This is a genomic window from Brevundimonas sp. EYE_349 (genome assembly GCF_023147505.1).
In the GTDB taxonomy this organism is placed as follows: Bacteria; Pseudomonadota; Alphaproteobacteria; order Caulobacterales; family Caulobacteraceae; genus Brevundimonas.
Genome location: NZ_JAHXPB010000001.1, coordinates 641,028 through 663,862, shown reverse-complemented (window position 1 = coordinate 663,862; position 22,835 = coordinate 641,028). Strand labels below are relative to the sequence as shown.

The 22,835-nt window shown below is 68.3% G+C and carries 24 protein-coding genes; 16 read left to right on the top strand and 8 right to left on the bottom strand.

Annotation, left to right across the window (positions count from 1 at the left end; all coding sequences use genetic code 11):
• Window positions 1–34: 34 nt before the first annotated feature.
• Complete coding sequence (gene mutL, locus KZX42_RS03490; RefSeq protein WP_248117273.1) at window positions 35–1,927, bottom strand: DNA mismatch repair endonuclease MutL; 1,893 nt, start codon at window positions 1,925–1,927, stop codon at window positions 35–37.
• A gap of 162 nt (window positions 1,928–2,089) precedes the next feature.
• Between mutL and KZX42_RS03485 the strand changes: the two genes are divergently transcribed.
• The 3 genes from KZX42_RS03485 (at window position 2,090) to KZX42_RS03475 (ending at window position 4,722) form a co-directional block, all read left to right on the top strand.
• Window positions 2,090–3,493, top strand: a complete 1,404-nt coding sequence (locus KZX42_RS03485; RefSeq protein WP_248117124.1) for a Do family serine endopeptidase — start codon at window positions 2,090–2,092, stop codon at window positions 3,491–3,493.
• Window positions 3,494–3,530: 37 nt separating this feature from the next.
• Window positions 3,531–3,734 carry a hypothetical protein gene (locus tag KZX42_RS03480; RefSeq protein WP_248117122.1) on the top strand — a complete coding sequence of 68 codons (204 nt, stop codon included), beginning with the start codon at window positions 3,531–3,533 and terminating at the stop codon, window positions 3,732–3,734.
• A 220-nt stretch (window positions 3,735–3,954) separates the two neighbouring features.
• Window positions 3,955–4,722: a hypothetical protein gene (locus KZX42_RS03475; RefSeq protein ID WP_248117120.1), complete on the top strand. Its 768-nt coding sequence runs from the start codon at window positions 3,955–3,957 to the stop codon at window positions 4,720–4,722.
• Window positions 4,723–4,729: 7 nt separating this feature from the next.
• Here KZX42_RS03475 and KZX42_RS03470 read toward each other — a convergent pair whose 3' ends face one another.
• Window positions 4,730–5,152, bottom strand: coding sequence for a VOC family protein (locus KZX42_RS03470; protein ID WP_248117118.1), 423 nt, complete (start codon window positions 5,150–5,152; stop codon window positions 4,730–4,732).
• 75 nt (window positions 5,153–5,227) lie between these two features.
• Here KZX42_RS03470 and KZX42_RS03465 point away from each other — a divergent pair, with 75 nt between their 5' ends.
• The 8 genes from KZX42_RS03465 to KZX42_RS03425 are packed head-to-tail and all read left to right on the top strand — an operon-like array spanning window position 5,228 to window position 11,925.
• Complete coding sequence (locus KZX42_RS03465) at window positions 5,228–6,556, top strand: replication-associated recombination protein A (protein WP_248117116.1); 1,329 nt, start codon at window positions 5,228–5,230, stop codon at window positions 6,554–6,556.
• Between the two features lie 16 nt (window positions 6,557–6,572).
• Complete coding sequence (locus tag KZX42_RS03460) at window positions 6,573–7,298, top strand: RluA family pseudouridine synthase (RefSeq protein ID WP_248117114.1); 726 nt, start codon at window positions 6,573–6,575, stop codon at window positions 7,296–7,298.
• A gap of 26 nt (window positions 7,299–7,324) precedes the next feature.
• Window positions 7,325–7,678 (top strand): DUF1304 domain-containing protein, encoded by a 354-nt coding sequence (locus KZX42_RS03455; RefSeq protein WP_248117112.1) that lies wholly within the window; start codon window positions 7,325–7,327, stop codon window positions 7,676–7,678.
• A 49-nt stretch (window positions 7,679–7,727) separates the two neighbouring features.
• On the top strand, window positions 7,728–8,216 hold the full coding sequence (locus KZX42_RS03450; protein ID WP_248117110.1) for a hypothetical protein: 489 nt from the start codon (window positions 7,728–7,730) through the stop codon (window positions 8,214–8,216).
• Between the two features lie 40 nt (window positions 8,217–8,256).
• Window positions 8,257–8,652: a fluoride efflux transporter CrcB gene (gene crcB, locus KZX42_RS03445; protein WP_248117108.1), complete on the top strand. Its 396-nt coding sequence runs from the start codon at window positions 8,257–8,259 to the stop codon at window positions 8,650–8,652.
• The gene (locus KZX42_RS03440) at window positions 8,649–9,674 is read left to right on the top strand and encodes an RluA family pseudouridine synthase (RefSeq protein ID WP_248117106.1); all 1,026 of its coding nucleotides are present in this window, start codon (window positions 8,649–8,651) and stop codon (window positions 9,672–9,674) included. The genes crcB and KZX42_RS03440 overlap by 4 nt, the downstream gene beginning before the upstream one ends.
• Complete coding sequence (locus KZX42_RS17200) at window positions 9,671–11,155, top strand: putative 2OG-Fe(II) oxygenase (protein ID WP_292048266.1); 1,485 nt, start codon at window positions 9,671–9,673, stop codon at window positions 11,153–11,155. Before KZX42_RS03440 ends, KZX42_RS17200 begins: the two co-directional genes overlap by 4 nt.
• 17 nt (window positions 11,156–11,172) lie before the next feature.
• Window positions 11,173–11,925 carry an ATP12 family protein gene (locus tag KZX42_RS03425; protein ID WP_248117104.1) on the top strand — a complete coding sequence of 251 codons (753 nt, stop codon included), beginning with the start codon at window positions 11,173–11,175 and terminating at the stop codon, window positions 11,923–11,925.
• 4 nt (window positions 11,926–11,929) lie between these two features.
• On the opposite strand, the gene KZX42_RS03420 is transcribed toward KZX42_RS03425, so the two are convergent.
• The gene (locus tag KZX42_RS03420; protein WP_248117102.1) at window positions 11,930–12,703 is read right to left on the bottom strand and encodes a pseudouridine synthase; all 774 of its coding nucleotides are present in this window, start codon (window positions 12,701–12,703) and stop codon (window positions 11,930–11,932) included.
• Window positions 12,704–12,981: 278 nt separating this feature from the next.
• Between KZX42_RS03420 and KZX42_RS03415 the strand changes: the two genes are divergently transcribed.
• Entirely contained in the window at window positions 12,982–13,473 is a 492-nt protein-coding gene (locus KZX42_RS03415; protein ID WP_248117100.1) for a hypothetical protein, read from the top strand.
• Here KZX42_RS03415 and KZX42_RS03410 read toward each other — a convergent pair whose 3' ends face one another.
• Entirely contained in the window at window positions 13,474–14,109 is a 636-nt protein-coding gene (locus KZX42_RS03410) for a DUF938 domain-containing protein (RefSeq protein WP_248117099.1), read from the bottom strand.
• A gap of 197 nt (window positions 14,110–14,306) precedes the next feature.
• On the opposite strand from KZX42_RS03410, the gene KZX42_RS03405 reads away from it, so the two are divergent.
• Window positions 14,307–16,154, top strand: a complete 1,848-nt coding sequence (locus tag KZX42_RS03405) for a phosphoenolpyruvate carboxykinase (GTP) (RefSeq protein ID WP_248117097.1) — start codon at window positions 14,307–14,309, stop codon at window positions 16,152–16,154.
• Window positions 16,155–16,201: 47 nt separating this feature from the next.
• The gene (locus KZX42_RS03400) at window positions 16,202–17,215 is read left to right on the top strand and encodes an FAD-binding oxidoreductase (RefSeq protein ID WP_248117095.1); all 1,014 of its coding nucleotides are present in this window, start codon (window positions 16,202–16,204) and stop codon (window positions 17,213–17,215) included.
• Here KZX42_RS03400 and KZX42_RS03395 read toward each other — a convergent pair.
• On the bottom strand, window positions 17,212–17,946 hold the full coding sequence (locus KZX42_RS03395; RefSeq protein ID WP_248117093.1) for a TonB family protein: 735 nt from the start codon (window positions 17,944–17,946) through the stop codon (window positions 17,212–17,214). The two genes, KZX42_RS03400 and KZX42_RS03395, sit on opposite strands and share 4 nt — an antisense overlap.
• A 167-nt stretch (window positions 17,947–18,113) precedes the next feature.
• Between KZX42_RS03395 and KZX42_RS03390 the strand changes: the two genes are divergently transcribed.
• Window positions 18,114–18,911 (top strand): transglycosylase SLT domain-containing protein, encoded by a 798-nt coding sequence (locus tag KZX42_RS03390; protein ID WP_248117092.1) that lies wholly within the window; start codon window positions 18,114–18,116, stop codon window positions 18,909–18,911.
• Window positions 18,912–18,999: 88 nt separating this feature from the next.
• Window positions 19,000–20,139: a DUF2336 domain-containing protein gene (locus KZX42_RS03385; protein WP_248117090.1), complete on the top strand. Its 1,140-nt coding sequence runs from the start codon at window positions 19,000–19,002 to the stop codon at window positions 20,137–20,139.
• Between the two features lie 61 nt (window positions 20,140–20,200).
• On the opposite strand, the gene KZX42_RS03380 is transcribed toward KZX42_RS03385, so the two are convergent.
• The 3 genes from KZX42_RS03380 to KZX42_RS03370 are packed head-to-tail and all read right to left on the bottom strand — an operon-like array spanning window position 20,201 to window position 22,691.
• Entirely contained in the window at window positions 20,201–20,677 is a 477-nt protein-coding gene (locus KZX42_RS03380; protein ID WP_248117088.1) for an Hpt domain-containing protein, read from the bottom strand.
• A gap of 60 nt (window positions 20,678–20,737) precedes the next feature.
• A complete protein-coding gene (locus KZX42_RS03375; RefSeq protein ID WP_248117087.1) occupies window positions 20,738–21,532 on the bottom strand; it encodes an NAD kinase in 795 nt (264 codons plus the stop codon).
• A gap of 31 nt (window positions 21,533–21,563) precedes the next feature.
• On the bottom strand, window positions 21,564–22,691 hold the full coding sequence (locus KZX42_RS03370; RefSeq protein WP_248117085.1) for a DUF2336 domain-containing protein: 1,128 nt from the start codon (window positions 22,689–22,691) through the stop codon (window positions 21,564–21,566).
• Window positions 22,692–22,835: the final 144 nt, after the last annotated feature.

The window sequence follows — 22,835 nt, the reverse complement described above, 5'->3', positions numbered from 1 at the left end:
GTTATCTAGCAGGCTTACGGCTGCGTTTCATCACTCACCGCCGTCCGAACAGCTTCTCCAGATCGTGCAGTTTCAGCTCCACATAGGTGGGGCGGCCGTGGTTGCATTGGCCGGAGTGGGGGGTGGCTTCCATCTGGCGGAGCAGGGCGTTCATCTCGGGGGCCGAGAGGACGCGGCCCGAGCGAACGCTGCCGTGGCAGGCCATGGTGCCGCAGATGGCGGCGAGCCTTTCCTTGAGCGACAGGGCCTGGCCGTGTTCGGACAGATCGTCGGCGATGTCGCGGATCAGGCCCTGGACGTCGGTATCGCCCAGCATGGCCGGGGTTTCGCGCACCAGGACGGCCCCGGCGCCGAAGGCCTCGACGATCAGGCCCATCTCGGCCAGTTCCTCGGCGCGCGAGGCGACGCGCTCGGCCTCGGCGGGGTCCAGATCGACCACCTCAGGCGTCAGCAGGGCCTGCCGGGTCACGGCGCCTTCGGCCATCTGGGCCTTCATCCGCTCATAGACCAGCCGCTCGTGCGCGGCGTGCTGGTCCACGATGACCAGACCGTCGCGGGTCTGGGCGACGATATAGTTGGCGTGAAGCTGTCCTCGCGCTGCGCCCAGCGGATAGTCGAGGGGGTCTTGGGGCGAAGGGTGAGCCGTGAGCCGTGAGTCGTGAGTGGACCCGTCGTGTTCGGCTGAAGGCTGAGGCCATGACGGACCGTCCCAACTGGGTTCGAGGCGGGCGCTGCGTTCGTTCAGGCCGGGCAGGACCTGGGCGGCGGCGGCGGGCTGGGACCAGCCGGTCCAGCCGCTGAAACCCTGCGCCGAGCGGGCGCTGGGGCTGTAGGCTGGGCCGGATGCGACGCCGGTATGGGGCTGGAAGCCCGAGAGGGCGTCGGCGGCGACTGTGGTGGAGGCGCGGTGGCCGGCGGCGTGGAGCGCGTGGCGCAGGGCGCCGACGATCAGGCCGCGCACCAGGGCCGGGTCGCGAAACCGGACCTCGGCCTTGGCGGGGTGGACGTTGACGTCGACATAGAGCGGATCGATGTCGAGAAACAGAACGGCGGCCGGATGGCGGTCGCGCGCCAGGAAGTCGGCGTAGGCGCCGCGCAGGGCCCCTTGCACCAGGCGATCCTTCACCGGGCGGCCGTTGACGAAAAGATACTGATGCGCGGCATTCCCGCGCGAATAGGTGGGCAGGCCGGCGTAGCCCGACAGGCGCACGCCGTCCCGCTCCTGATCGATCAGCAGGGCGTTGGCCTCGAAGTCGCGGCCCAGGAGGACGGACAGGCGCTTCAGCCGGCCTTCATCGCCGGGATGTTCGGCGGGCAGGCGCAGGGTGGTCTTGCCGTCCAGCGACAGGGTGAAGGCGACGGCCTCATGCGCCATGGCCTGACGCTTGATCTCTTCCGAAATGGCCATGGCCTCGGCCCGTTCGGACTTCATGAACTTTAGCCGGGCGGGGGTGGCGTAGAAGAGGTCGCGCACCTCGACCCGCGCGCCGTGCGGGCCGGGGAAGGGGGCGGGGGCCAGGGGACGGGTCTCGCCGCCCTCGACCGTGATGGCCCAGGCGTCGGTCTCGTCACGGGACCGGGTGGTGATGGACAGACGGGCGACCGAGCCGATGGAGGGCAGGGCCTCGCCCCGGAAGCCCAGGGTGTGGATACGCAGCAGGTCCACGTCGCCCGCGTCGTCCGGCTCCAGCTTGGAGGTGGCGTGGCGCTCGATGGCCAGAGGCAGTTCCTCGCGCGGAATGCCCTTGCCGTCGTCGGCGATCAGGATGCGCGACAGGCCCCCGCCGTCCGCCTGAATCTCGATATTGCGGCCGCCCGCATCCAGGGCGTTCTCGACCAGCTCCTTGATGGCGCTGGCCGGCCGCTCGACCACCTCGCCGGCGGCGATGCGGTTGACGGTTTCGGGGGAAAGGCGACGGATGGGCATGAGCAGGCGAAGATAGGGCGCGCGGGGGATTCGCGCCATCTGGCGTTCGACCGGCGGGGAACGCCTCGACAGCTTGACCGTTCTGCTGATGGCGCGCCTTGATCCAGCCCGAAACCGGGTGCGGAATGGCGCGGCTGACCGCCTGACCTTTCTCGGATGACCATGAAGACCCGATCGATCGTGCTCGCCGCCACACTGGCCCTGTCGGCCTGTGGCAACCCTCAACCGTCCAAGGCGCAGGAGGGCGAATTCGCCCAGCCGACGCGAAACGTGCCCAGCGACGCCGGGGGTATGAAGTCCAGCTTCGCCCCCGTGGTCCGCTCGGCGGCGCCGGCGGTGGTCAACATCTCGGCGCGCAGCGTGCAGCGGGTGCAGGCCGATCCGTTCTGGCAATTGTTCGGCGGCGGGGTTCCCCAGGCGCGGGTGGCGGAATCCGTTGGGTCGGGCGTTATCGTGCGTTCGGACGGAATCGTCGTCACCAACAACCACGTCATCCAGGGCGCCCAGCAGATCAAGGTCGTGCTGAACGACCGGCGCGAGTTCCCCGCCACCGTTATCCTGGCGGACGAGCGTAGCGACATCGCCGTGCTGCGGCTGGAGAATGTGGGCGAGCGCCTGCCGGTGCTGGCCATCGACGACAAGGAAGAACAGCAGGTCGGCGATCTGGTTCTGGCGATCGGCAACCCGTTCGGCGTGGGCCAGACGGTGACCAACGGCATCATCTCGGCCCTTAACCGGACAGAGACCGGCATTTCCGACAGCGGCTCCTTCATCCAGACCGATGCGGCCATCAATCCCGGCAATTCAGGCGGGGCGCTGGTGGACATGGACGGCGATCTGATCGGCATCAACACCGCCATCTTCTCGCGTTCGGGTTCGTCGGCGGGCGTCGGTTTCGCCGTGCCTGCGGCGATGGTGAAGCGGGTCGTGGATTCGGCGCTGGGCGGCGCCAAACAGGTGGTGCGCCCTTGGCTGGGCGTGAAGGGCGACACCGTCACCGGCGACATCGCCGGCAGCCTGGGTCTGAGCCGGCCGCAAGGGATTGTGGTGACCGATGTCTACGCCAACGGGCCCGCCGCGCGCGCGGGCCTGCGCCAGGGCGACGTCATCACCGCCGTCGATGGTCAGGAGATCAACGACCAGGGCGGGCTGAATTACCGCGTCGGCTCTCGCAATCCCAACGATCAGGTGCAGGTCGCCATCCTGCGTGATGGTCGGGCCCAGACGCTGAACGCGCGGGTCCAGCCTCTGCCGGGCGACGCTGATCCCAACGGCGGCGTGATCATCGCGTCCGGTCCGTTCGCGGGCGCCGAGGTCGTGGCCCTGAACCCGGCCCTGGCCGACCGGCTGGGCGGCGATCCCTTCGCGACGGGGGTGATCGTCACAGGCGTGTCCGGTCGCGGTTACGCCGCGCGTGCAGGCTTCCGTCAGAACGACCTGATCGTCAGCATCAACGGCCGCGCCATCGCCTCGGCCCGCGACATCGAAGCCGCAGGGGCGGGACGTGGCCCTTGGGAGGTCGTCATCAACCGCGGCGGGCGTCAGGTGCGCGGCGTGCTGAGATAGGGTTGGACACAGTATTCGATTGTGGTGATTGTAACCCATGAGTGAGCCAACAACCGTCGGACTTTTCATCGGAACGCTCGGCCTTGCCGCCGTCCTTATCGCCGCCTGGAAATTGGCGTCGTGGCTTGCCCAGCGAGGTTGCGTCATCCGCCCCGTTAGTTTGATGGATCACCAGATGACGAAGATCGAAAAGGTGTCGGTCGAAAATCGAGACGCGGCGAAAGCCCGTAATAAGGACTGACAGGCTTCCGTCAGAACGACCTGATCGTCAGCATCAACGGCCGCGCCATCGCCTCGGCCCGCGACATCGAAGCCGCAGGGGCGGGACCTGGCCCTTGGGAGGTCGTCATCAACCGGGGCGGGCGTCAGGTGCGCGGCGTGATGAGATAAGGAAGGCTGCTTGCCATCAGTCGCTCGATGGTTACCTTGGATTGACATTACGCTCGCTCAGGTCATCCTTGTTGAACGACCTCGGACGGCTGATGATTGTGAACCATACAGAATGGCTGGCCTGTACCGGGCTGCTGGCATTGATTATTTTTGCTGCGGTGGGGCCAGCGGCAGCTAATGAGCGGAGCGGACCTTGTCGTCAACTCACTCCGTCGACCTTCGTTATCTCGGGTCTGATTGATGCGGATTTGGCAACCTGTGTCGAGCGAGCTCTTGTGCCGACCACGACCGAACTGGTGCTGACCAGTCGCGGCGGGTCGGCCGGTGAGGCGATGCGCATCGCCGAGCGGTTCGAACGGCGGGGGCTGACGATGCGGGTTGTGGGCGAGTGCAACTCGTCCTGCGCCAACTACCTTCTGCCGCTAGCTAGGCGACTGATTGTCGAGCCCGGCGCGGTCATCGTGATCCATGGTGGTATCGATCCCAGTCTGATCTCGCGGACCCAAGCCGCCGCGAACGGCATGGCGGACTCTGGCGTCGATCTGGAGGCCATAGCCGCACAACAGCGAGCCTTCATGAATCGGAACGGGATCAATCCCGGATGGCTGTTGTATCGCGAGGCTGGCTCGACTGCGGTCGAACGGCTAGATGGAGCCTGGGCAGACTTCGACGCCAACACCAAAGCCTGGCTTGTCGAGGAAACGATGGCCAGGTCCTGCCTGCCGAACACCATTGTGGAATACCAGATCGACCGACGCGGCGAGTGGTTGGGCGAATCCCGTCGACGCGCCCTTCGGCGTCAGAACGTCGCCCGCTCTAACACAGTAGTGTGCAACTAGGCTCGTCTCAGCCCTTCGTCGGCCCGCCGATGGACCAGGTGTGGCCGAAGGGGTCGCGGAGCTGGCCGTAGCGGTCGCCCCAGACCTGGTCGGCCATGTCCACAACCGGCTCGGCGCCGCCCACCACCATGGCGCGGGTCCACCAAACGTCGGGATCAGCGACCCGAAGATGCAGGCTGACGCCGACGGGGCGGATATTGGACTGGCCAGTGTGTTCCGGGAATTCGTCGGCCAGCATGACGCTGGCGCCATTGATCAGAAGATGGGCGTGGATCAGCCGCTCGCCGTCGTCGGCCAGCCTGCGGTGCAGCACCTCTGCGCCGAAGGCGATGATGTAGAAATCGACCGCCGCTGAGGCCCCGCGCGACGGGATGGTGAGGTGGGGCGTCACGCCGGAAGTCGGGCCCTGGGCGGGGTTGGCGTCGGTCATCAAGGCGGTCTCCGTGGCAGGGCGCCATACTAGCGCGTGAAAAGCCTTTGGCGAACGCCTACATAGGTCGCACTCATGAGCGATCTTTTCGAAGCCTCCGGCATTTTGCCCCCCGACGCCCCGCTGGCCGACCGCCTGCGCCCGCGCACGCTGGACGAGGTGGTGGGACAGGATCATCTGCTCGGCCCCGGCGGCCCGATCCGGCGTATGATTGAGGCTGGACGTCTGGGCTCGATGATCCTGTGGGGGCCGCCGGGGACCGGCAAGACCACCATCGCCAGGCTGCTGGCCCAGGCGGCGGGCTATGAATATCAGGCGATCAGCGCGGTGTTTTCGGGCGTCGCGGACCTGAAGAAGGCGTTCGAGGCGGCGCGGATGCGTCGGGCGGCGGGGCAATCGACCTTGCTGTTCGTGGACGAAATCCATCGCTTCAACCGCGCCCAGCAGGACGGCTTCCTGCCCTTCGTCGAGGCGGGGGTTGTGACGCTGGTCGGCGCCACGACCGAGAACCCTAGTTTCGAGCTGAACGGGGCCTTGCTGTCGCGCAGCCAGGTCTATGTGCTTAAACGGCTGGACGATGCGGCGCTGGATCAACTGCTGAGCCGGGCCGAGGCGCATATGGACCGAACCTTGCCGCTGACGGCCGAAGCGCGTCAGGCGATGCTGGCCCTAGCCGACGGAGATGGGCGGTATCTGCTGACCATGTCGGAGGTGCTGTTCGACCTGCCGCTAGGCGAAAGGCTGGACGTGCAGGGGCTGGCGGGCGTTCTGCAACGGCGGGCCCCCGCCTATGACAAGAGTCGAGAAGAACACTATAACCTTATATCCGCCCTGCATAAATCGGTACGGGGGTCGGACCCGGATGCGGCGCTGTACTGGTTGGCGCGGATGCTGAACGGGGGCGAGGATCCGCTGTATCTGGCGCGGCGGATCGTGCGGATGGCGGTGGAGGACATCGGCGAGGCGGACCCTCTGTCGATCCTGGTCGCCAATGCGGCCAAGGACACCTACGACTTTCTGGGCAGTCCCGAGGGCGAACTGGCCCTGGCCCAGGCGGTGGTCCATCTGGCCACGGCGCCCAAGTCGGTGGGGGTGTATGAGGCGTTCAAGGCGGCCAAGAAGGCGGCCTATGAGACCGGCTCTCTGATGCCGCCCGCCCATATCCGCAATGCCCCGACCAAGCTGATGAAGTCGTTGGGCTACGGCAAGGGCTATCAGTACGACCCGGACACGCCCGAGGGTTTCTCAGGCGCCAACTTCTTCCCCGACGAGATGGAGCGCCGCACCTTCTACAAGCCCAAGGGCGAGGGGCATGAGGAGAAGGTAAAGCTGCGGCTGGAACGCTGGGCCGCTATGCGGGCGAGGATGGCGGTGGACGGCGCTGTGGACGCGGCGGGCGACTGACCTCTAGAAGCCCCGGATGACCGACCGCCAGCCCGTCGCCCTGTCCGACGACGAAATCGCCGCCGTCCGTTCGTGGGTGATCCACGAAGATGCGCACGTCATCGCCTTTTCCAAGCCCAGCGGCCTGTCCAGCCAGGGGGGGCGGATCAAGGCGCATACGCTGGACGATCTGTTGTGGGCGTTCGCGCGGTCGAACGGCAAGCGGCCGGAACTGGTGCATCGGCTGGATCGCGACACCTCGGGCGTGATCCTGGCGGCCAAGACCAAGCCGGCGGCGAGCTTTCTGGGCAAGGCGTTGCAGATGCGGCGGTTCAGGAAGTCGTATCTGGCCCTGCTGTCGGCGGCGCCGGAACCGAAAGCCGGCACGGTCGATGCGCCGCTGCGCCGCGAAGAAATCGGACGTGAATCCTATATGCGGGTCGTCGCCTTCGACGCGCCGGGCGCGCAAGGGTCGCAGAGCCGGTACCGCACCCTGGCCGCCAGCGATCACGGAGCGGTGGTGGAACTTGAGCCGCTGACCGGACGGATGCACCAGTTGCGGGTGCATATGGCGCATCTGGGCCGGCCGCTGATCGGCGATGTGCGGTATGGCGGCGCCCTGACCACGCCGGTCGGGGCCGCGCCGCGCCTGATGCTGCACGCCGCCAAGCTGAGCTTTCCGCATCCCGAGGGCGGGACGACGACGGTCGAGGCCGCGCCGCCTGAAGATTTCCACACCCTGCGGACCGCCCTGGGTCTATAAGATCGGTCGAACCCAGAGGGCCGCCTGTGATCGCGACCGTGCTGATCGTCATCGTCGCGCTGATCCACGCCTATATCGTGGTGCTGGAGATGGCGCTGTGGACCAGCCCGCGCGGGCGCAACGCCTTTGGCATGAGCGTGGAAAAAGCCGAACTGACCAAGGTGCTGGCCGCCAATCAGGGCCTCTACAACGGTTTTCTGGTCGCCGGTCTGGCGTGGGGGCTGTGGCTGGGCGCGGGCGGCTTTCAGATCAAGGTCTTCTTCCTGGCCTGCGTGCTGGTCGCGGGGCTTTACGGGGCGGCGACGGTCAGCAGGAAGATCCTGCTGGTGCAGGCGGTTCCTGCGACCCTGGCCCTGATCGCGCTGGCGCTGCGTCTATGAGGGAACGCCAACCCGGTTGCGACGCTATGTCGTTGAAAGGATTTATCTGATGAAGCGCCTCGCCATCGCCCTGACCGGCCTGTCCGCCCTGGCCCTGACCGCCTGCGCCAGCTTGGCGCCCTATGCAGCCCAACGCGGACCGGGCGGGCAGGGCTATTCCGAGCAGAGGATCGAGAGCAACCGCTACCGCGTGACCTACAACGGCGTGGGCGCGGCTGGTCGCGTGGCCGATTGGGCGCTGGTGCGCGCGGCGGATCTGACGACCGAACAGGGTTACGACTGGTTCGAGGTGACGCAAAGCTGGACAGACGGCCGTGCCGGCGGGGCGGGCGGCGTCAGCCCCAGCGTCTCCATTGGCGGCGGAAGCAGCCGGTACGGCGGCTATTCCGCCTCGGGCGTGGGCGTTGGCGTCGGTCTGAACTTCAGCGGGCCGCAGCCGACCTCCACCACCCTGGAGGTGGTCATGGGCCGGGGCGCCAAGCCCAACAGCCCCTATGCCTATGATGCACGCTCCGTGCAGGGCTCGATCCCGCGCTGACCATCGCTTTCGCTGCGGACCGCGTATAGAAGGCCGCACGATGACACGTTTTCTTCTCGTCGCGGCCGGCGGCGCCATCGGTTCGGTGGCGCGCTATGGGCTGGGCGTCGCGGCCGGCCGGTGGGCGCCGAACGCCGGATGGCCGGTGGGCACATTCGCCGCCAACGTTGCGGGCGGCCTTGTGATGGGCCTGCTGGTCGGTTGGCTGGCGTTTCGGGGCGCGGCGCAGCAGGAGGCGGTGCGCCTGTTCGCCGCCGTAGGCGTGCTGGGCGGGTTCACGACCTTTTCGTCCTATTCGCTGGAGGCGGTGCAGATGATCGAGCGTCGCCAGATCGGCCTGGCCGCCGCCTATGTGGTCGGCTCGGTCGTCCTGGCCATCGCGGCCCTGTTCGTGGGCCTGATGATCGCCCGCCGCGCCTTTGGAGTATCCGCTTGACCGACCAGCCGCCCGCAGCCGACGCCCCAAAGCGTGAAGTCCTGACGATCTACGTCGCCGAGGACGAGGACGGCATTCGCCTGGACCGCTGGTTCCGCCGACGCTGGCCGCATTTGTCCAACATTCAGGTGCAGAAGATGGCCCGTAGCGGCCAGATTCGCGTGGACGGCGCCCGCATAAAGCCCGAAGGCCGCCTGACCGCCGGGGCCGCCGTGCGTGTGCCGCCGATCCCGGACGACACCTCGCGTCAGGCGGGCGACGCGCATACGCTGTCGGAAAAGGACATCGCCTTCGCCAAGTCGCTGGTCCTGTACGAAGACGACATGGTGATCGCCATCAACAAGCCGCACGGCCTGGCGGTGCAGGGCGGGACCAAGACCAGCCGCCACGTCGACCGTCTGCTGTCGGCCTGGGGCGAGGGGCTGGAGCGCCCGCGTCTGGTCCACCGTCTGGACCGCGACACCTCCGGCGTCCTGCTGCTGGGCAAGGGGCCCGAGGCGGCCAAGCGTCTGGCGGGGGCCTTCGCGCGGCGTCAGGCCAAGAAGACCTATTGGGCCATCGTCATCGGCAATCCGAAACCCTATTCGGGCCAGATCGACATGCCGCTGAAGAAGACCGGCATCAACGACTTCGAGATGATGCGCCCGGCCGAACGCAAGGACCCGCGCGCCGAACCGGCAGAGACGGCGTTTTCGACCATCAGCCGGGCGTCCCAACGCGCGGCCTGGATGGCGCTGAGGCCCTTTACCGGGCGGACGCACCAGCTGCGTGCGCACATGGCGGGGATCGGCCATCCGATCCTGGGCGATCCCAAATACGGCGACGAGAAATCACGTGAACTGTCGGGGCCGCTGAAGCTGCAGCTTCACGCGCGCAGCATCGAGCTGGACCACCCGCGCGGCGGCGTCCTGAAGGTCACGGTGCCGTTGAGCCCTGAGATGAAGGCCGGTTTCGCCCACTTTGGCTTCACGGAAGACGAGGCCGAGGACGATCCCTTCCTGGGCGTGAAGAGGATCAGGTGACCATCGGCGCCCAGGCCGAGGTCGAACGCGCCCAGGCCCTGGCCCGCGTCGGTCGGCGGGATGCGGCGCTGGCTGTGCTGGCGGCCGTGACGGAGCGGGCGGATGCGCCGTGGCAAGCCCTGTCCATCCATGCCGACATGGCCAAGCAAGCCGGGCGTCTGGACGACAGTCTGGCGCTGTCGCGACGGTTGATCGCGGCGCGTCCCACCAGCGTGCCGGCGCGGCACAATCTGGCCTCGACGCTGGGCGACCTTGGACGCGCGGTCGAGGCGGAGGCGGTCTGTCGCGAGGCCATGGCGCTGGGCGGGGATGCGCCGGAGACCTGGCTGGTGCTGGCAAGGGCGCTGCAGTCCCAGAACCGGTTCGAACCGGCCGAGGGCGCCTATCGCCAAGCCTTGGCGCGCCGCCCCGGTTATGGCGAGGTCTTGAGAGACCTCAGCCAGTTGATCTGGATGCGTGACGCAGACCTTGCGGCCGCCAGCGCGCCGCTGGATCTCGCCATCGCGGCGGCGCCGGGCGATGCGGGGCTGCGCCGGATCAAGGCGCGGTTGCTAGAGTATGCTGGCGATGTCGAGGGGGCGTATCGCACCCTGGTCGCTGGGCCGCTGGACGCGCCGGGCGAGCTGGCGGCGGCGCAGGCCTGTCTGGGGCTGGACCCGCAGCGGGCGCTGGATCATGCGAACCGGGCGGCGGCGCTGGCAGGGGCGGCCGCGCCGGCGGTGATGGCGACCCAGGCGGAATGCCTGCTGGCGCTCGGTCGACCGGATGCGGCGCTGGAGCCGATCAGGGCGCTCAGGGCCCAGGAGCCGCTGAACCAGCACGTTCTGGCGCACCAGGCGACGGCATGGCGAATGCTGGGCGATGCGCGCTATGCGCAGCTCTATGACTATGACGCCTTTGTGCGGCCCTTTCGGCTGGCGACGCCGGACGGTTGGGCGACCCTTGGGGACTATCTGACCGATCTGGCGGCCGCGCTGAACCGGCTGCACAGGTTGAAGACCCATCCGGTCGGTCAGTCGTTGCGTGGCGGATCGCAGACGGCCGCGCCGCTGGCGCAGAGCGACGATCCGGCGATCCGCGCCTTCTTCGCCGCCATCGACGCGCCGATCCGGGCCTATATGGCGGCGCTGGGCCAGGGCGACGATCCGTTGAGGGCGCATAACACCGGCGACTATCGCATCAAGGGCAGCTGGTCGGTGCGGCTGCGCCCCAATGGGTTTCATGCCGATCATATTCATTCGGACGGGTGGCTGTCCTCGGCCTGTCATATCGAGGTTCCGCCCTCGGTGGAGGGCGACGGGCGCGAGGGCTGGCTGCGGTTCGGGGCGCCGCCTGGCCTGCCGCACCTGCCGGCCGAGCATCATGTGCGACCGCAGGCGGGGACGCTGGTGCTGTTTCCCTCCTATATGTGGCACGGCACCCAGCCGTTCGGCGGCGAGGCGTCGCGCCTGACGCTGGCGTTCGACGTCGTGCCGGCCTGATTTTCTACGGAGCCCCCATGACCGACCAGCCCGCCCCGCATCGCCCGCGCTTCGTTGAGCTTTCGCCCGACCGCATCGCCCGCTTCTGGACCGAGGCGGGCGTGGGCGCGCACACTGAGGGCGGCTGGGCCGTGCTGCTGGATGGCCGCACGCCCAAGACGCCGGACAAGACGCCGCTGGTTCTGCCGACCGAGGCGGCGGCGAGGATGGCGGCTGACGAATGGGCGGCGCAAGGGCAGTTTCTCGATCCCTCGACCATGCCGGCGACCCGGCTGGCCTCTACCGCCATCGACCGGATCGGCGGCGCGCGCGAGGCGGTGGCCGACGAGATCGCGGCCTATGCCGGATCGGACGTGGTCTGTTACCTGGCCGAGCATCCCACGGCGCTGGTCGAGCGACAGGACCGCGAATGGGGGCCGTGGCGCGCCTGGGCCGCGCGCGAGATGGGTGTGGTGCTGGAGCCGACCAGCGGCATCGTCCATCGGCCCCAGTCGCCCGAGGCTATCGCGCGGGTGAAGGCCCACGCCCTGACGCTGGATGACTTCCGCCTGACGGGCCTCGCGACGGCCGTTCCTTTGCTGGGGTCGGCTGTGCTGGCGCTGGCGGTCGAGCAGGGCGCGCTGGCGGGCGGCGAGGCCTTCGATCTGTCGCGGATCGACGAGGCGTTCCAGGAAGACCAGTGGGGCGTGGACGCAGAGGCGGCCGAACGCACCCAGGCGCGCCGCGACGAGGCGGACCTGTTGGATCGGTGGTTCAGGGCGCTCGATTAGGGCGTCAGGCCGAGGCCGTAGAGGCGGCGATCAGGGCCGTGCGTTCCTGATCGGTCAGGTGGCGCCAGCGACCCTCGGGCAGGTCGCCCAGAAGCAACGGACCGATGCGGATGCGGTGCAGGTCCACGACCTCCAGCCCGACCAGTTCGCACATCCGGCGGATCTGGCGATACTTGCCTTCGGTCAGGATGAACCGCAGGCCCTGGGGCCCGGTCTGGGTGACGCGGGCGGGTTTAAGCGGCTTGTCGTTCAGCGACAGGCCGTGACGCAGCAGACCCAGTTTGCTCTCGGTGATCTGGCCATCGACGACGACCAGATATTCCTTGTCCAGCTCGGATGACGGGCCGATCACCGCCTTGGCCACCACGCCGTCGGACGACAGGAGCAGAAGGCCGCGAGAGTCCTCGTCCAGCCGGCCGATGGGGGGCAGGGAGGCGTCGCGGGCGGGGGTCTCGCCCTCGCCGATGCGGTTGGGCGTCTTCAATAGGCGCACGGCGGGGATCTTGCCGGGATCGGGCTGGCCCGAGACGTATCCGACCGGCTTGTGCAGCACCAGGGTCATGCCGGACGCCAGGGCCGCCTGTGCGGTGTCGTTCAGGGTCAGGGTCTCGCCCGGCTGAATCTTGCGGCCCGCGTCGCCGATGGTTTCGCCGTCGATGGAGACCAGGCCGTTGGCGATAAGACTGTCGGCCTCGCGCCTAGAACAGACGCCGGTCTGCCCCAGCCATTTGTTCACGCGAACGGGCTCGTCGCCATCATAGGTGCGGGTGAAGGCCATGCGATTCCGTCGTCCAGTCGATGTCGCTCTCTAGAGCCGGTCATCTGGGCGGGCAAGCCGGCCTTCATTCTCAGAAAACGAAAGCGGCCGATTTGCAGGCGCGTGGGTTGATGCGGAAGGCGTCCGCACTATATCCGTCCGCATACCCCAGATAAGCCAGAGTGCGGGACGACGCCGGTCGAACCCGTCGATTTCTATTTTCTGGCGTCATGGGTGAAGGATTTGCGCGCCCGAGGCCGTGAATCTAAGACATTATTGAAACTGAAAAAGGATACGTCTTGTACGCTCAAAACAAATCTTCCGCTGGACCCCGCCGCACCGGTTACAATCGCCCTGTTCCGACCCGTCTGCGCATGGGGCTGGTGATGCGGCGCAATATGGACTTTGGCGCGCTGGGCGATGTGGAAGGCGCGTTGCGGGCCGAGGGCGTGGGACTGGCGCCGATGTCGACCGGCGAGGCCAGTCTGGTGTCGGGCGGGGTGACCGTGCTGGCGACCGCCACGGCCAAGGACATCGCAGAAGGGCGCCTGAAAGGGCTGGTCGTTCCGGGCGGGTCGACCGACGAGGCGTCGCTGGCCGCCGTGCGCGCGCTGATCGACTTGGCGCGCGCCAACGACCTGATCATCATCGCCTTTGCGGACGGCGTCGCCCTTACGGGGGAACGGTTCGGCGCGACGGTCCAGGCCGATGCGGCGATCTTCAGCGGCGGACAGCCGACCGTGCTGAACGAACGCACGGACCTGTCCAGGGCGGTCGCCGCCCTGTCCTGATCAGGCGGTCCTGAACAGAAGCATCAGGTTCTCGGCCGGCATCTGGACCCTGAGCGTGGCGACCAGGCCCTGCGCGCGGGCCAGGGTCTGGACAGCGTCGCGGTCGCGCAGGCCCCAGTCGGGATTGCGCGACTTCAGGCTGTCGTCGAAGGCGGCGTTTGACGGCGCCAATGCGGCGCCCGCCTCGCGATAGGGGCCGTAGAGAATGAGCAGCCCGCCTGGCCGCCGCAGGGTTCGGCCGGCCAGATCCATCAGCCCCTCGGTCGCCGACCAGGGGCTGATGTGCGTCATGTTCGCGCAATAGAGGGCGTCGAAAGTGTCCGTCGGCCAGGTCGCGGGATTCTGCGCGTCCAGGGCCAGCGGCGGCTGCAGGTTCGGCAGCGCCGCCGTGCGGCTCCAGGCGGTGATGCTGTCGCGCGCCTCGGCGCTGGGGTCGCTGGGCGTCCAGCGCAGGCCCGGCAGGGCGGACGAAAAGGCGACGGCGTGTTCGCCCGATCCCGAGGCGACTTCAAGCACCGATCCAGCGGCCGGCAGATGGGCGCGCAGGACCCGCAGGATGGCCTGGGCGTTGCGCCGCGCGGCCGGCGAGGTCAGGGCGCCGTCGGGCAGGGCGGCGATGAAATCCAGGCTGTTCATACGTCCTGAATACTCCCGACGGGGATTTTGATCATCTGCGATTTCTTGCCGAGAAAGCCGGGCGATGCGTCCATTTCGTGCGCGATTTGACGGCGAAACCGCTGCGGCGCATTTCGTCTGTAACAGTGCGTGATCGTAGTGTTTTCGGGTCATGGCGGCGTCAGATCGCCAGACCTCCTTTGCTCAGGAGACGTCCATTGTCCATTCCCTCCACGCCCGGATTGCGTCCGGCGCCCACCCATCATGCCGGGCTGATCGCCTGGGTCGAGCAGATCGCCGCCCTGACCCGACCCGCCCGCATCCACTGGTGCGACGGGTCCGAGGCTGAGAAGCAGGCCATCGTCGCCGACCTGCTGGCCAAGGGCACGCTGAAGGCGCTGGATCAGACCAAGCGTCCGGGCTGCTACTCCGCCGCGTCAGACCCGCGCGACGTGGCGCGGGTCGAAAGCCGCACCTTCATCTGTTCCGAGAATGAGGCCGACGCCGGCCCGACCAATAACTGGGCGGATCCGGTCGAGATGCGCGATCGTCTGGACGGGCTGTTCGACGGCTGCATGGTGGGGCGGACCCTGTATGTCGTGCCCTTCTGCATGGGGCCGCTGGGGTCGGAGATCAGCGCCCTGGGCGTCGAGATCACCGACAGCGGCTATGTGGCCCTGTCGATGGGGGTGATGACCCGCATGGGCAAGCCTGCGCTGGATCAGCTGGGCGACAAGGGTGTGTTCGTGCCCGCCGTTCATACGCTGGGCGCGCCGCTGGCTGAGGGGCAGGCCGATGTGCCTTGGCCCTGCAACGACGACAAATGGATCGTGCACTTCCCCGAGACGCGGGAGATATGGTCCTATGGGTCCGGCTATGGCGGCAACGCCCTGCTGGGCAAGAAATGCTATGCGCTGCGGATCGCCTCGGTCATGGCCCGCGACGAGGGCTGGCTGGCCGAACATATGCTGATCCTGAAGCTGACCGATCCCAAGGGACGCGCCAAATATGTCGCCGCCGCCTTCCCCTCGGCCTGCGGCAAGACCAATCTGGCCATGCTGCAACCGACGTTGTCGGACTGGAAGGCGGAGACCATCGGCGACGACATCGCCTGGATGCGGTTCGGCGATGACGGGCGGCTGTATGCCGTGAACCCGGAGGCAGGCTTCTTTGGCGTCGCGCCCGGCACCAGCCGCGACACCAATCACAATGCGCTGGAGACCCTGGCGTCCAACACCATCTTCACCAACACAGCCCTGACCAAAGATGGCGATGTGTGGTGGGAGGGGATGACCAAGACTGCGCCCGACGGCCTGACCAACTGGAAGGGTCAGCCGCACGATCCGGCTTCGGGCGAGCCGGCGGCCCATCCGAACGCCCGCTTCGCATCGCCGGCCGGTCAATGCCCGGCCATTGCGCCGGAGTGGGAAGACCCCAGGGGCGTTCCCATCGACGCCATCCTGTTCGGCGGACGTCGGGCCAGCGCGGTGCCGCTGGTGACAGAGGCGTTCGACTGGGAGCACGGGGTCTTCATGGGCTCGACCGTGGCGTCGGAAGGCACGGCGGCGGCCGAGAACAAGGTCGGGGAACTGCGCCGCGACCCGTTCGCCATGCTGCCCTTTTGCGGCTACAACATGGGGGACTATTTCGCTCACTGGCTGAAGATGGGGCAGGGGCGCGACCCCGCGAAACTGCCGCGCATCTTCTTCGTCAACTGGTTCCGCAAGGATCAGGACGGCAGGTTCGTCTGGCCCGGATTCGGCGACAATGCGCGCGTGCTGAAGTGGATTTCGGAACGGATCGACGGTGAAGCGTCGGCCGTGGACACCGCCGTCGGACGGGTGCCGCCGCCCGAGGCGCTGGACCTGTCGGGCCTGGACCTGACGCCGGCGCAGTTGTCCATCCTGCTCGAGGTGGACGCCGGCGTGTGGGCCGAGGAGGCGGCGCTGATCCCCGACTTCTATCGGCGGTTCGGCGAGCGGCTGCCGGCCGCTTTGTGGGGCCAGCACGCGGCGCTGGTCGCGCGGCTCGACCGGGCTGCAGGGGCCTCGATGGCGGCGGAATAGGTCGCCGGCCCTTGCATTGAGGGCGTCGCGGGTCGATCAAACGGGCCGTGACGTCTTCCTCCTCCATCGTGATCGTCGGCGCCGGCGTGCTGGGCCTGTGCACGGCGTTTGAACTGCATCGGCGCGGGCGGTCCGTCGTGGTGGTCGATCCCGGCGAAGCGAACGCCTCGGCGGTCGCGGCGGGCATGATCGCGCCGGCGATGGAGGCGGCGATCGACGACGCCTCGCCCGAACGGGCCGTCCTGTTCCGCGCGTCGCGCGATCTGTGGCCGGGTTTCGCCCAGGCGGCCGGGATCGCTCTGGCGCGGCGATCGGCGGAATGGCGCGGCGCGGATGCGGCGGGGATCGCCGCGCGGATGCGGGCGCTGGGGTTCCAGGCGCGGTTGAACGGCGACCGGGCCGTCACGGACGAGGACTATCAGGTCGATCCCGACCAGGCGATGGCCGCGATGAAGGCGGTCTTGGGCGATGCTGTCTTAACCGGCAGCGTGGAGGCGGTCGCGCGCGTGGGCAACGGTTGGCGTGTCCAGACGGATCGGGGCGAACTGCTGACCGACGCCGTGGTGCTGGCGACGGGCGCCGAGCGCGCGGTCTCTGGCCTGCCCCGGGCGGTGCGCGAACGGGTGGAGGCGATCCAGCCGATTCGCGGTCAGATCGGCATAACGACGCAGGGGTTGGCGGCCCATGTGGTGCGCGGTCCCGGCGCCTATGTCGCGCCGATGGGGACGGGCGTGGTCGTGGGTGCGACGATGGAGCCGGGACGTCGTGACACGGCGCCGGACGCGGCGGCGGGCGAGCGGCTGGTTCAGGCCGCGTGGCGCGTTCTGGGTCGCACGCCCGAGCCGCTGGACATCGAATGGCGCGCCGGCGTGCGTGGGGCGACGGCGGACGGTCTGCCGCTGGCGGGCGCGGCGCCAGGTGGACCGGGGTTGTTCCTGGCCCTGGCGCCGCGCCGCAATGGCTGGCTGCTGGGGCCGCTGGTCGGCCAGGTGGTCGCCGATGCGATCGAGGGGCGGGCGGCGTCGCCGCACGCCCGCGCCCTCGACCCCGGTCGGTTCTAGCCCTCCATCGCGAAGCGGACGGTGAAGTTGACCGTGGCCCCGTCGACGGGGCGGCCGTCAACGGTGCGCGGATTCATGCGGAAGTCGCGCGTCAGGCTCTGCGCCGCGCGACCGAAGCCCTGACCGCTGGGCGTTTCGCCCACGACGCGACAGCCGGTCAGACCGCCGTCGACCCGCACCATGCACGAAAGGCTGGCGGAACCCGGCGTCCCGTTGTCGGCCGCGCGAGAGGGATAGGCCCGCGCCATCTGGGCCGCCGACGGACGGCTGGCCCAGGTCGGGTTGTTGATCACCGAGGGCGCGCGGGGCGGGGTCTCGACCGTGGCCGTGCCGCCCTCGACGCCCGTGGGCGCCGTGCTGACGATCAGCTGTCCGGGCGGCGCCGTGGTCGTGGGGTTATCGGGCGGGGTCAGCGCCACCGTCGGCACATCGACCGGCACCGTCAGCGTCGGTTTGTGGATCGGCGTCGGCGGGGCCGCCGTGACGGTCGGCGGCAGCGGCTTGAGCTCAGGCGGCCGTTGGAAGAAGATGTCGATAGGTTTGTCAGGCTCTGTCGGTTCGGCCAAGCCGCTCAGCTCGAACCGTTGATTGTAGAGCACCACGCCCGCCGCGACGTGCAGGACCACCGAGACGCCGATGGCGACCAGCATCCAGCGCGGGATGGGTTTCTTGCGTTCCCCGAAGTCGATGGGGCTGATCAAGCCGGGGCCCCCGGCGGTTTGCATCATCATGGCCTAACTCCCTCGTTCGCCGCCCCCGCAGCTCCCGTAAGGTGAAGTTGAGCGCGCAGGTTGTGGCGGCTTTGCGGCGAGGCGTGTGCGTTCGACCAACGTCGATCCGTTAACACCGCCGTTAAGGATTAGGGATTGGTTAACCACGTTCGCCGACCATTGCGCGCATGGGCATCGGAGCGATTCCATCGGCAGGCGGCGTGGAGGCGGCCATCAGGCGCGCCTCTTCCGCCGTGGGCGTGGACTATGACTTCATGGTCAAGACCGCGCGTCGCGAAAGCGCCATGAACCCTTCGGCCAAGGCCCCGACATCATCGGCTGCGGGTCTGTTTCAATTCATCGAACAGACCTGGCTGGGCACGGTCAAGCAACACGGCGCCCAGCATGGCTATGGGCAATACGCCGACCTGATCCATCGCGGATCGGACGGTCGCTGGCGGGTGGAGGGTTCGGCGCGCAATGTTGTGCTGGACCTGCGGTTCGATCCGCACGCCGCGTCGACCATGGCGGCGGAGCTGACGGCGTCCAACGCCGCCTATCTGCGCGGGCGCACCGGCAAGGAGCCGGGGGCGGGCGATCTTTACGCCGCTCACTTCCTGGGACCGGCGGGGGCGGCGGATCTGATGCAGGCGATGGACCGCAATCCTGGCGGCAGCGCGGCGGCCCTGTTTCCCCAGGCGGCGCGCGCGAACCGCAGCATCTTCTATCGCGATGGACGCGCGGCGACTGTGGCCGAGGTTCACGCCAATCTTCAGCGTACGGCGGGCGAGGGCGCGCCGGCGGCGGGAGCAGGAGAGACGCGCTTTTCGACGCCCAGTCTGAGCGAAAAGGACCAGATGTTGGCGGCGCGGTTGGATCGGCTGAAACAGGATCAGGGCCTTCTGGCCCTGCTGCTGGGCCAGGACGGGTCGTCAAGCAGCGGTTTCGGCGGCGCATTCTCGCCGATGGGCAAGGAATCCACCTGAGTCGGTGAACTTCAACCGGTGGTAAACCGCCCGTTAAGCATGGCAGTCTCATTTTGGGATCAACGCCCGATTCCCTGACGAGCCGTCCATGACCGCCTATCGCGCACGCCTGACCGAAGTGGACATTCGTCGCCTGATAAAGGCTGCGGACGACGACGAGCGCGCGGAGGCGGCGCACAAGCTGTGTCGCAACATGGAGCGGGCCGAACTGGGCGAGGAGGACCGGGCGGCGGCGCAGAAGATTCTGCGGATGCTGGCTAACGACGCGGCCGAACTGGTGCGGCGCGCCATGGCGGTGACGCTGAAAGCGTCGGACCTGATCCCCAACGATGTGGCGCGAAAGCTGGCCGGCGACCTGGACAGCATCGCCCTGCCGATCATCGCCGCCTCGCCCGCGTTCAGCGACGAGGACCTGATCGAGATCGTGCGCGCCGGATCGGTCGTGCGCCAGGTGGCGGTGGCGGGTCGGACGCGGGTGTCGCGCGACGTCGCCGATGTTCTCGCTGGCGAGGGCTGCGAGCAGGCAGTGCGGGTTCTGGCGGCCAACGACAACGCCGATCTGTCTGAAGGCTCGCTGGCCGTGTTGTTGGAGCGGTTCGTCGAGGCGCCGAAGGTGTTGACCGCCGTCGCCTATCGCCAGGTTTTGCCGTTGCAGATCACCGAGCGGCTGATCCAACTGGCCAGCGACACGGTGCGCGAACATCTGATCAGCCGCCACGCCGTGGCGCCAGAGACCGCCATCCGCCTGGCCCAGTATGCGCGAGAGCGCACGACCGTCGATCTGGTCGATCAGGCGGGCGTCAGTGCGGACCTAGGCGCGTTCATGACCCAGTTGAATGCGCGGCGGGTCCTGAACGCCTCGCTGCTGCTGCGGGGCCTGGCGCGGGGGCAGATGGCCATGTTCGAATATGGTCTGGCGGAGTTGGCCAATACGCCCCATCACCGCGCCTGGTTGATGGTGCACGACGCCGGGCCGCTGGGGCTGAAGGCCATCTATGATCGGGCGGGCCTGCCGCCGCGCCTGTTCCCCGCCTTCCGCGCCGGCGTGGACACCTGGCGGGCGCTGGCGGCCGAGGGGATCGACACGTCCAGCACCCTGTTCCGCGAACAGATGCTGGAGCGGTTCCTGACGCAGCGCCCGAACGTGCTGCGCGACGACCTGGCCTATCTGATGGAGCGGCTGGACCATTCGCCCGCCGCCGGCCACGTCGCCGCCACCGCCGCCTGATCGCCAACGACAAAGGGCCCGCCGAACGGCGGGCCTTTTTACTTGCGGTCTTCGGCTTCGGTCAGCCCGCCAGATGCTGGGCGACCCGCTGCTCCAGCGTTTCGGCCAAGTCGCGGCCGGTGGGGTGTTCGTCGGTCTTGATCTGGTCGCGGACCACGGCGCGAATGGCGTCGATATGGGCGTCCAAAATCGGAAGGGGCGCCGACATCCGACGTTCTGCGTCGTCCAGCATCTTGCACAGCGAACCGGCGATCCGGGTCACCAGCGGATACTCATAGGTCGTGCCCAGGCCCTTCAGATCGTGGGCGCGGAAGTACAGGGCCTCGGCGGTGGCGGGCGTGTAGCCCTGGTCGCGGATGTCGGCCTGGGCCTGGTCCAGCTTGACGATCTCGTCGTTCAGCCACTGGCCGAACTGGGCCGACATGGCCTTCAGCGCCTCTTCGGCCTTGGCGATGGCGTCGGCGTTGATGCCGAAACCGCCGCCGACCTTCAGGCGCAGGGCGTTGGTCGGAGGGGTGATTTGCGCCGGGTTGCTCATGGCGGGCTCCATAGGTCTTTCGCGGACGCTAACGGGCTTGGCTTAAGAAGCCGTCACCAGTCAGTTGGCGAACTGTTCGGCGATCACGCGCTCGTCGAACGACCGGCCGGCGTCGAACAGCATGGTCAGGGCCACGTCGCGCCGCTCGCGCACCTCGACCCGGGCGACGCGCCGGACCTCGAAATTGTCGGCCGTGGCGGAGACCGGGCGTTTATCGGCCTCCAGCACGTCGAATCGCACGCGCGCGCCGTGGGACAGCAGGGCCCCGCGCCAGCGGCGGGGGCGGAAGGCGCTGATCGGCGTCAGGGCCAGAATGCGGGCGTCCAGCGGAATGATCGGGCCATGGGCCGATAGGTTATAGGCGGTCGATCCGGCGGGGGTGGCCACCAGACAGCCGTCGCAGGACAGTTCCTCCAGCCGCACCCGATCGTCGACCGTGATCCTGAGCTTGGCGCTCTGGCGGGTCTGGCGCAGCAGCGAGACCTCGTTGATGGCCAGGCCGGTGTGGACCTCGCCCGCCTCGGTCCAGGCGTCCATCTGAAGGGGGTGGATGGTGGTGCGTTCGGCGGTTGTGATCCGCTCCAGCAGCCCGTCTTCCTCGTAGTCGTTCATCAGGAAGCCGACCGAACCGCGGTTCATGCCATAGACCGGGGTGCGACGGCGCATATTCCCATGCAGCGTCTCCAGCATCTGGCCGTCGCCGCCCAGGGCCACGATGACGTCGGCGTTCTCTTCCGGCACGGCGCCATAGCGCGCGGTCAGGGCCGCCCGGGCCTCCTGAGCCTCAGGTCGGTCGCTGGCCACGAAGGCTAGTGCGGGGGTAGTCGTGGTCTGAGAAGGCCGGATCTGGGTCACGGCGCGACGTGAGCCGAGCTTGGCGGCGAAGTCAAACGATCGCGGGGTTTTGCATCATCTGACGGAAGGCGCGGGCGGCGGAATGGGCGTTCATCGGCGTGGCGGTCCAGCCGCCGTCGCCGGGCAGACCGCCGGTCAGCTTTCGCACCTCTATCAGCAGGGAGGAGAAGACGGCCTTGTCCACCCCGACCGCGATACAGGCCAGATAGAGCGGCTCGGCGGTGGGGGCGCGCATGGCCTGGCGGACCTGGCCGTCGCTGAAGCCGCCCAATACGGCCAGGGCCTGTTCGAACAGTTCGAAACGCTGCTCGCGCAGGGCGCGGACCAGAAGGCCGGGACGCAGCTGGCCAGCGGCTTGCAGCTTGTCCACCAGGCGGCGCTCCATCTCGGAACGCTCTCGGTTTTCGGCCAGGCGGCTGGTTGGAGCGGCGCGCCACTCCGGCGTGCCGACCGCGACGGCGGCGGCTTGCTGCACGGCGGCGTTCAACTGGGTGTCGTCGATGCGGAAGCGTTCGCCGATGGATTGGCGCAGGGCCTGGCCCACCCATTGATACAGTTCCTGCGCCAAATCCTGGTTCAGGCGGGGGTGACGGGTTAGGGGCGCGCGCAAGCCCGCGACGCGGCGCGACTGATCGACCAGCCGGCGCATCGCCGCCTCGCTGAGCTGGGCGGTGCGGTTCGAGGCCAGGGCGGTCATGGTCACCGCCTCGCCGCGGTCGATGATGGTGTCGCAGATGTCGCTCGACAGGCGCGGACGGCGGGCCACGGCGATCTGATGCTCCAGCGTCGCCTCGATCAGCAGGCGGATCAGGTCGGCGTCCTTCAGCAGGGGGCTGGAGGTTATGACGGGGCGGGCGATTTCGATCTCGTCCAGCGCCAGCATGTTGACCAGGGCGGGCGGCGCCCAATCCGCGCTGGCGATCCGTTCGGCCAGCGCCAGCCGGATGTCGCGTTCGGCCTGGGCGGTCAGGGTCAGGAAGATGTCGGCGAGAAGCGGCGCGACGCTGGGCGGCGGCGGCGCGGCCTCGCACAGGCCGGTCACCTTGAGCAGAAGGCGCTGGCGATCCTCGGCCGAGCGGCTGCTGGCTAGGGTCAGCAGCTGCGCCACGGTGCGGTCGTCCCAGCCATCGCGGGCCGGCTCGAGTTGAACGACAGACACAGCGGCTCCCCGAACCGTCGATGGACGCGCATACCCTTAAGCTGGCGTCGTAAAGACCGGGTTAACCACGTTCGGGCGGTCAAGATGACGCTGCGTCAGTCTTGGCGCGCGCACTTGACGCCGCGCGCCGCGAGGGAGACGGTC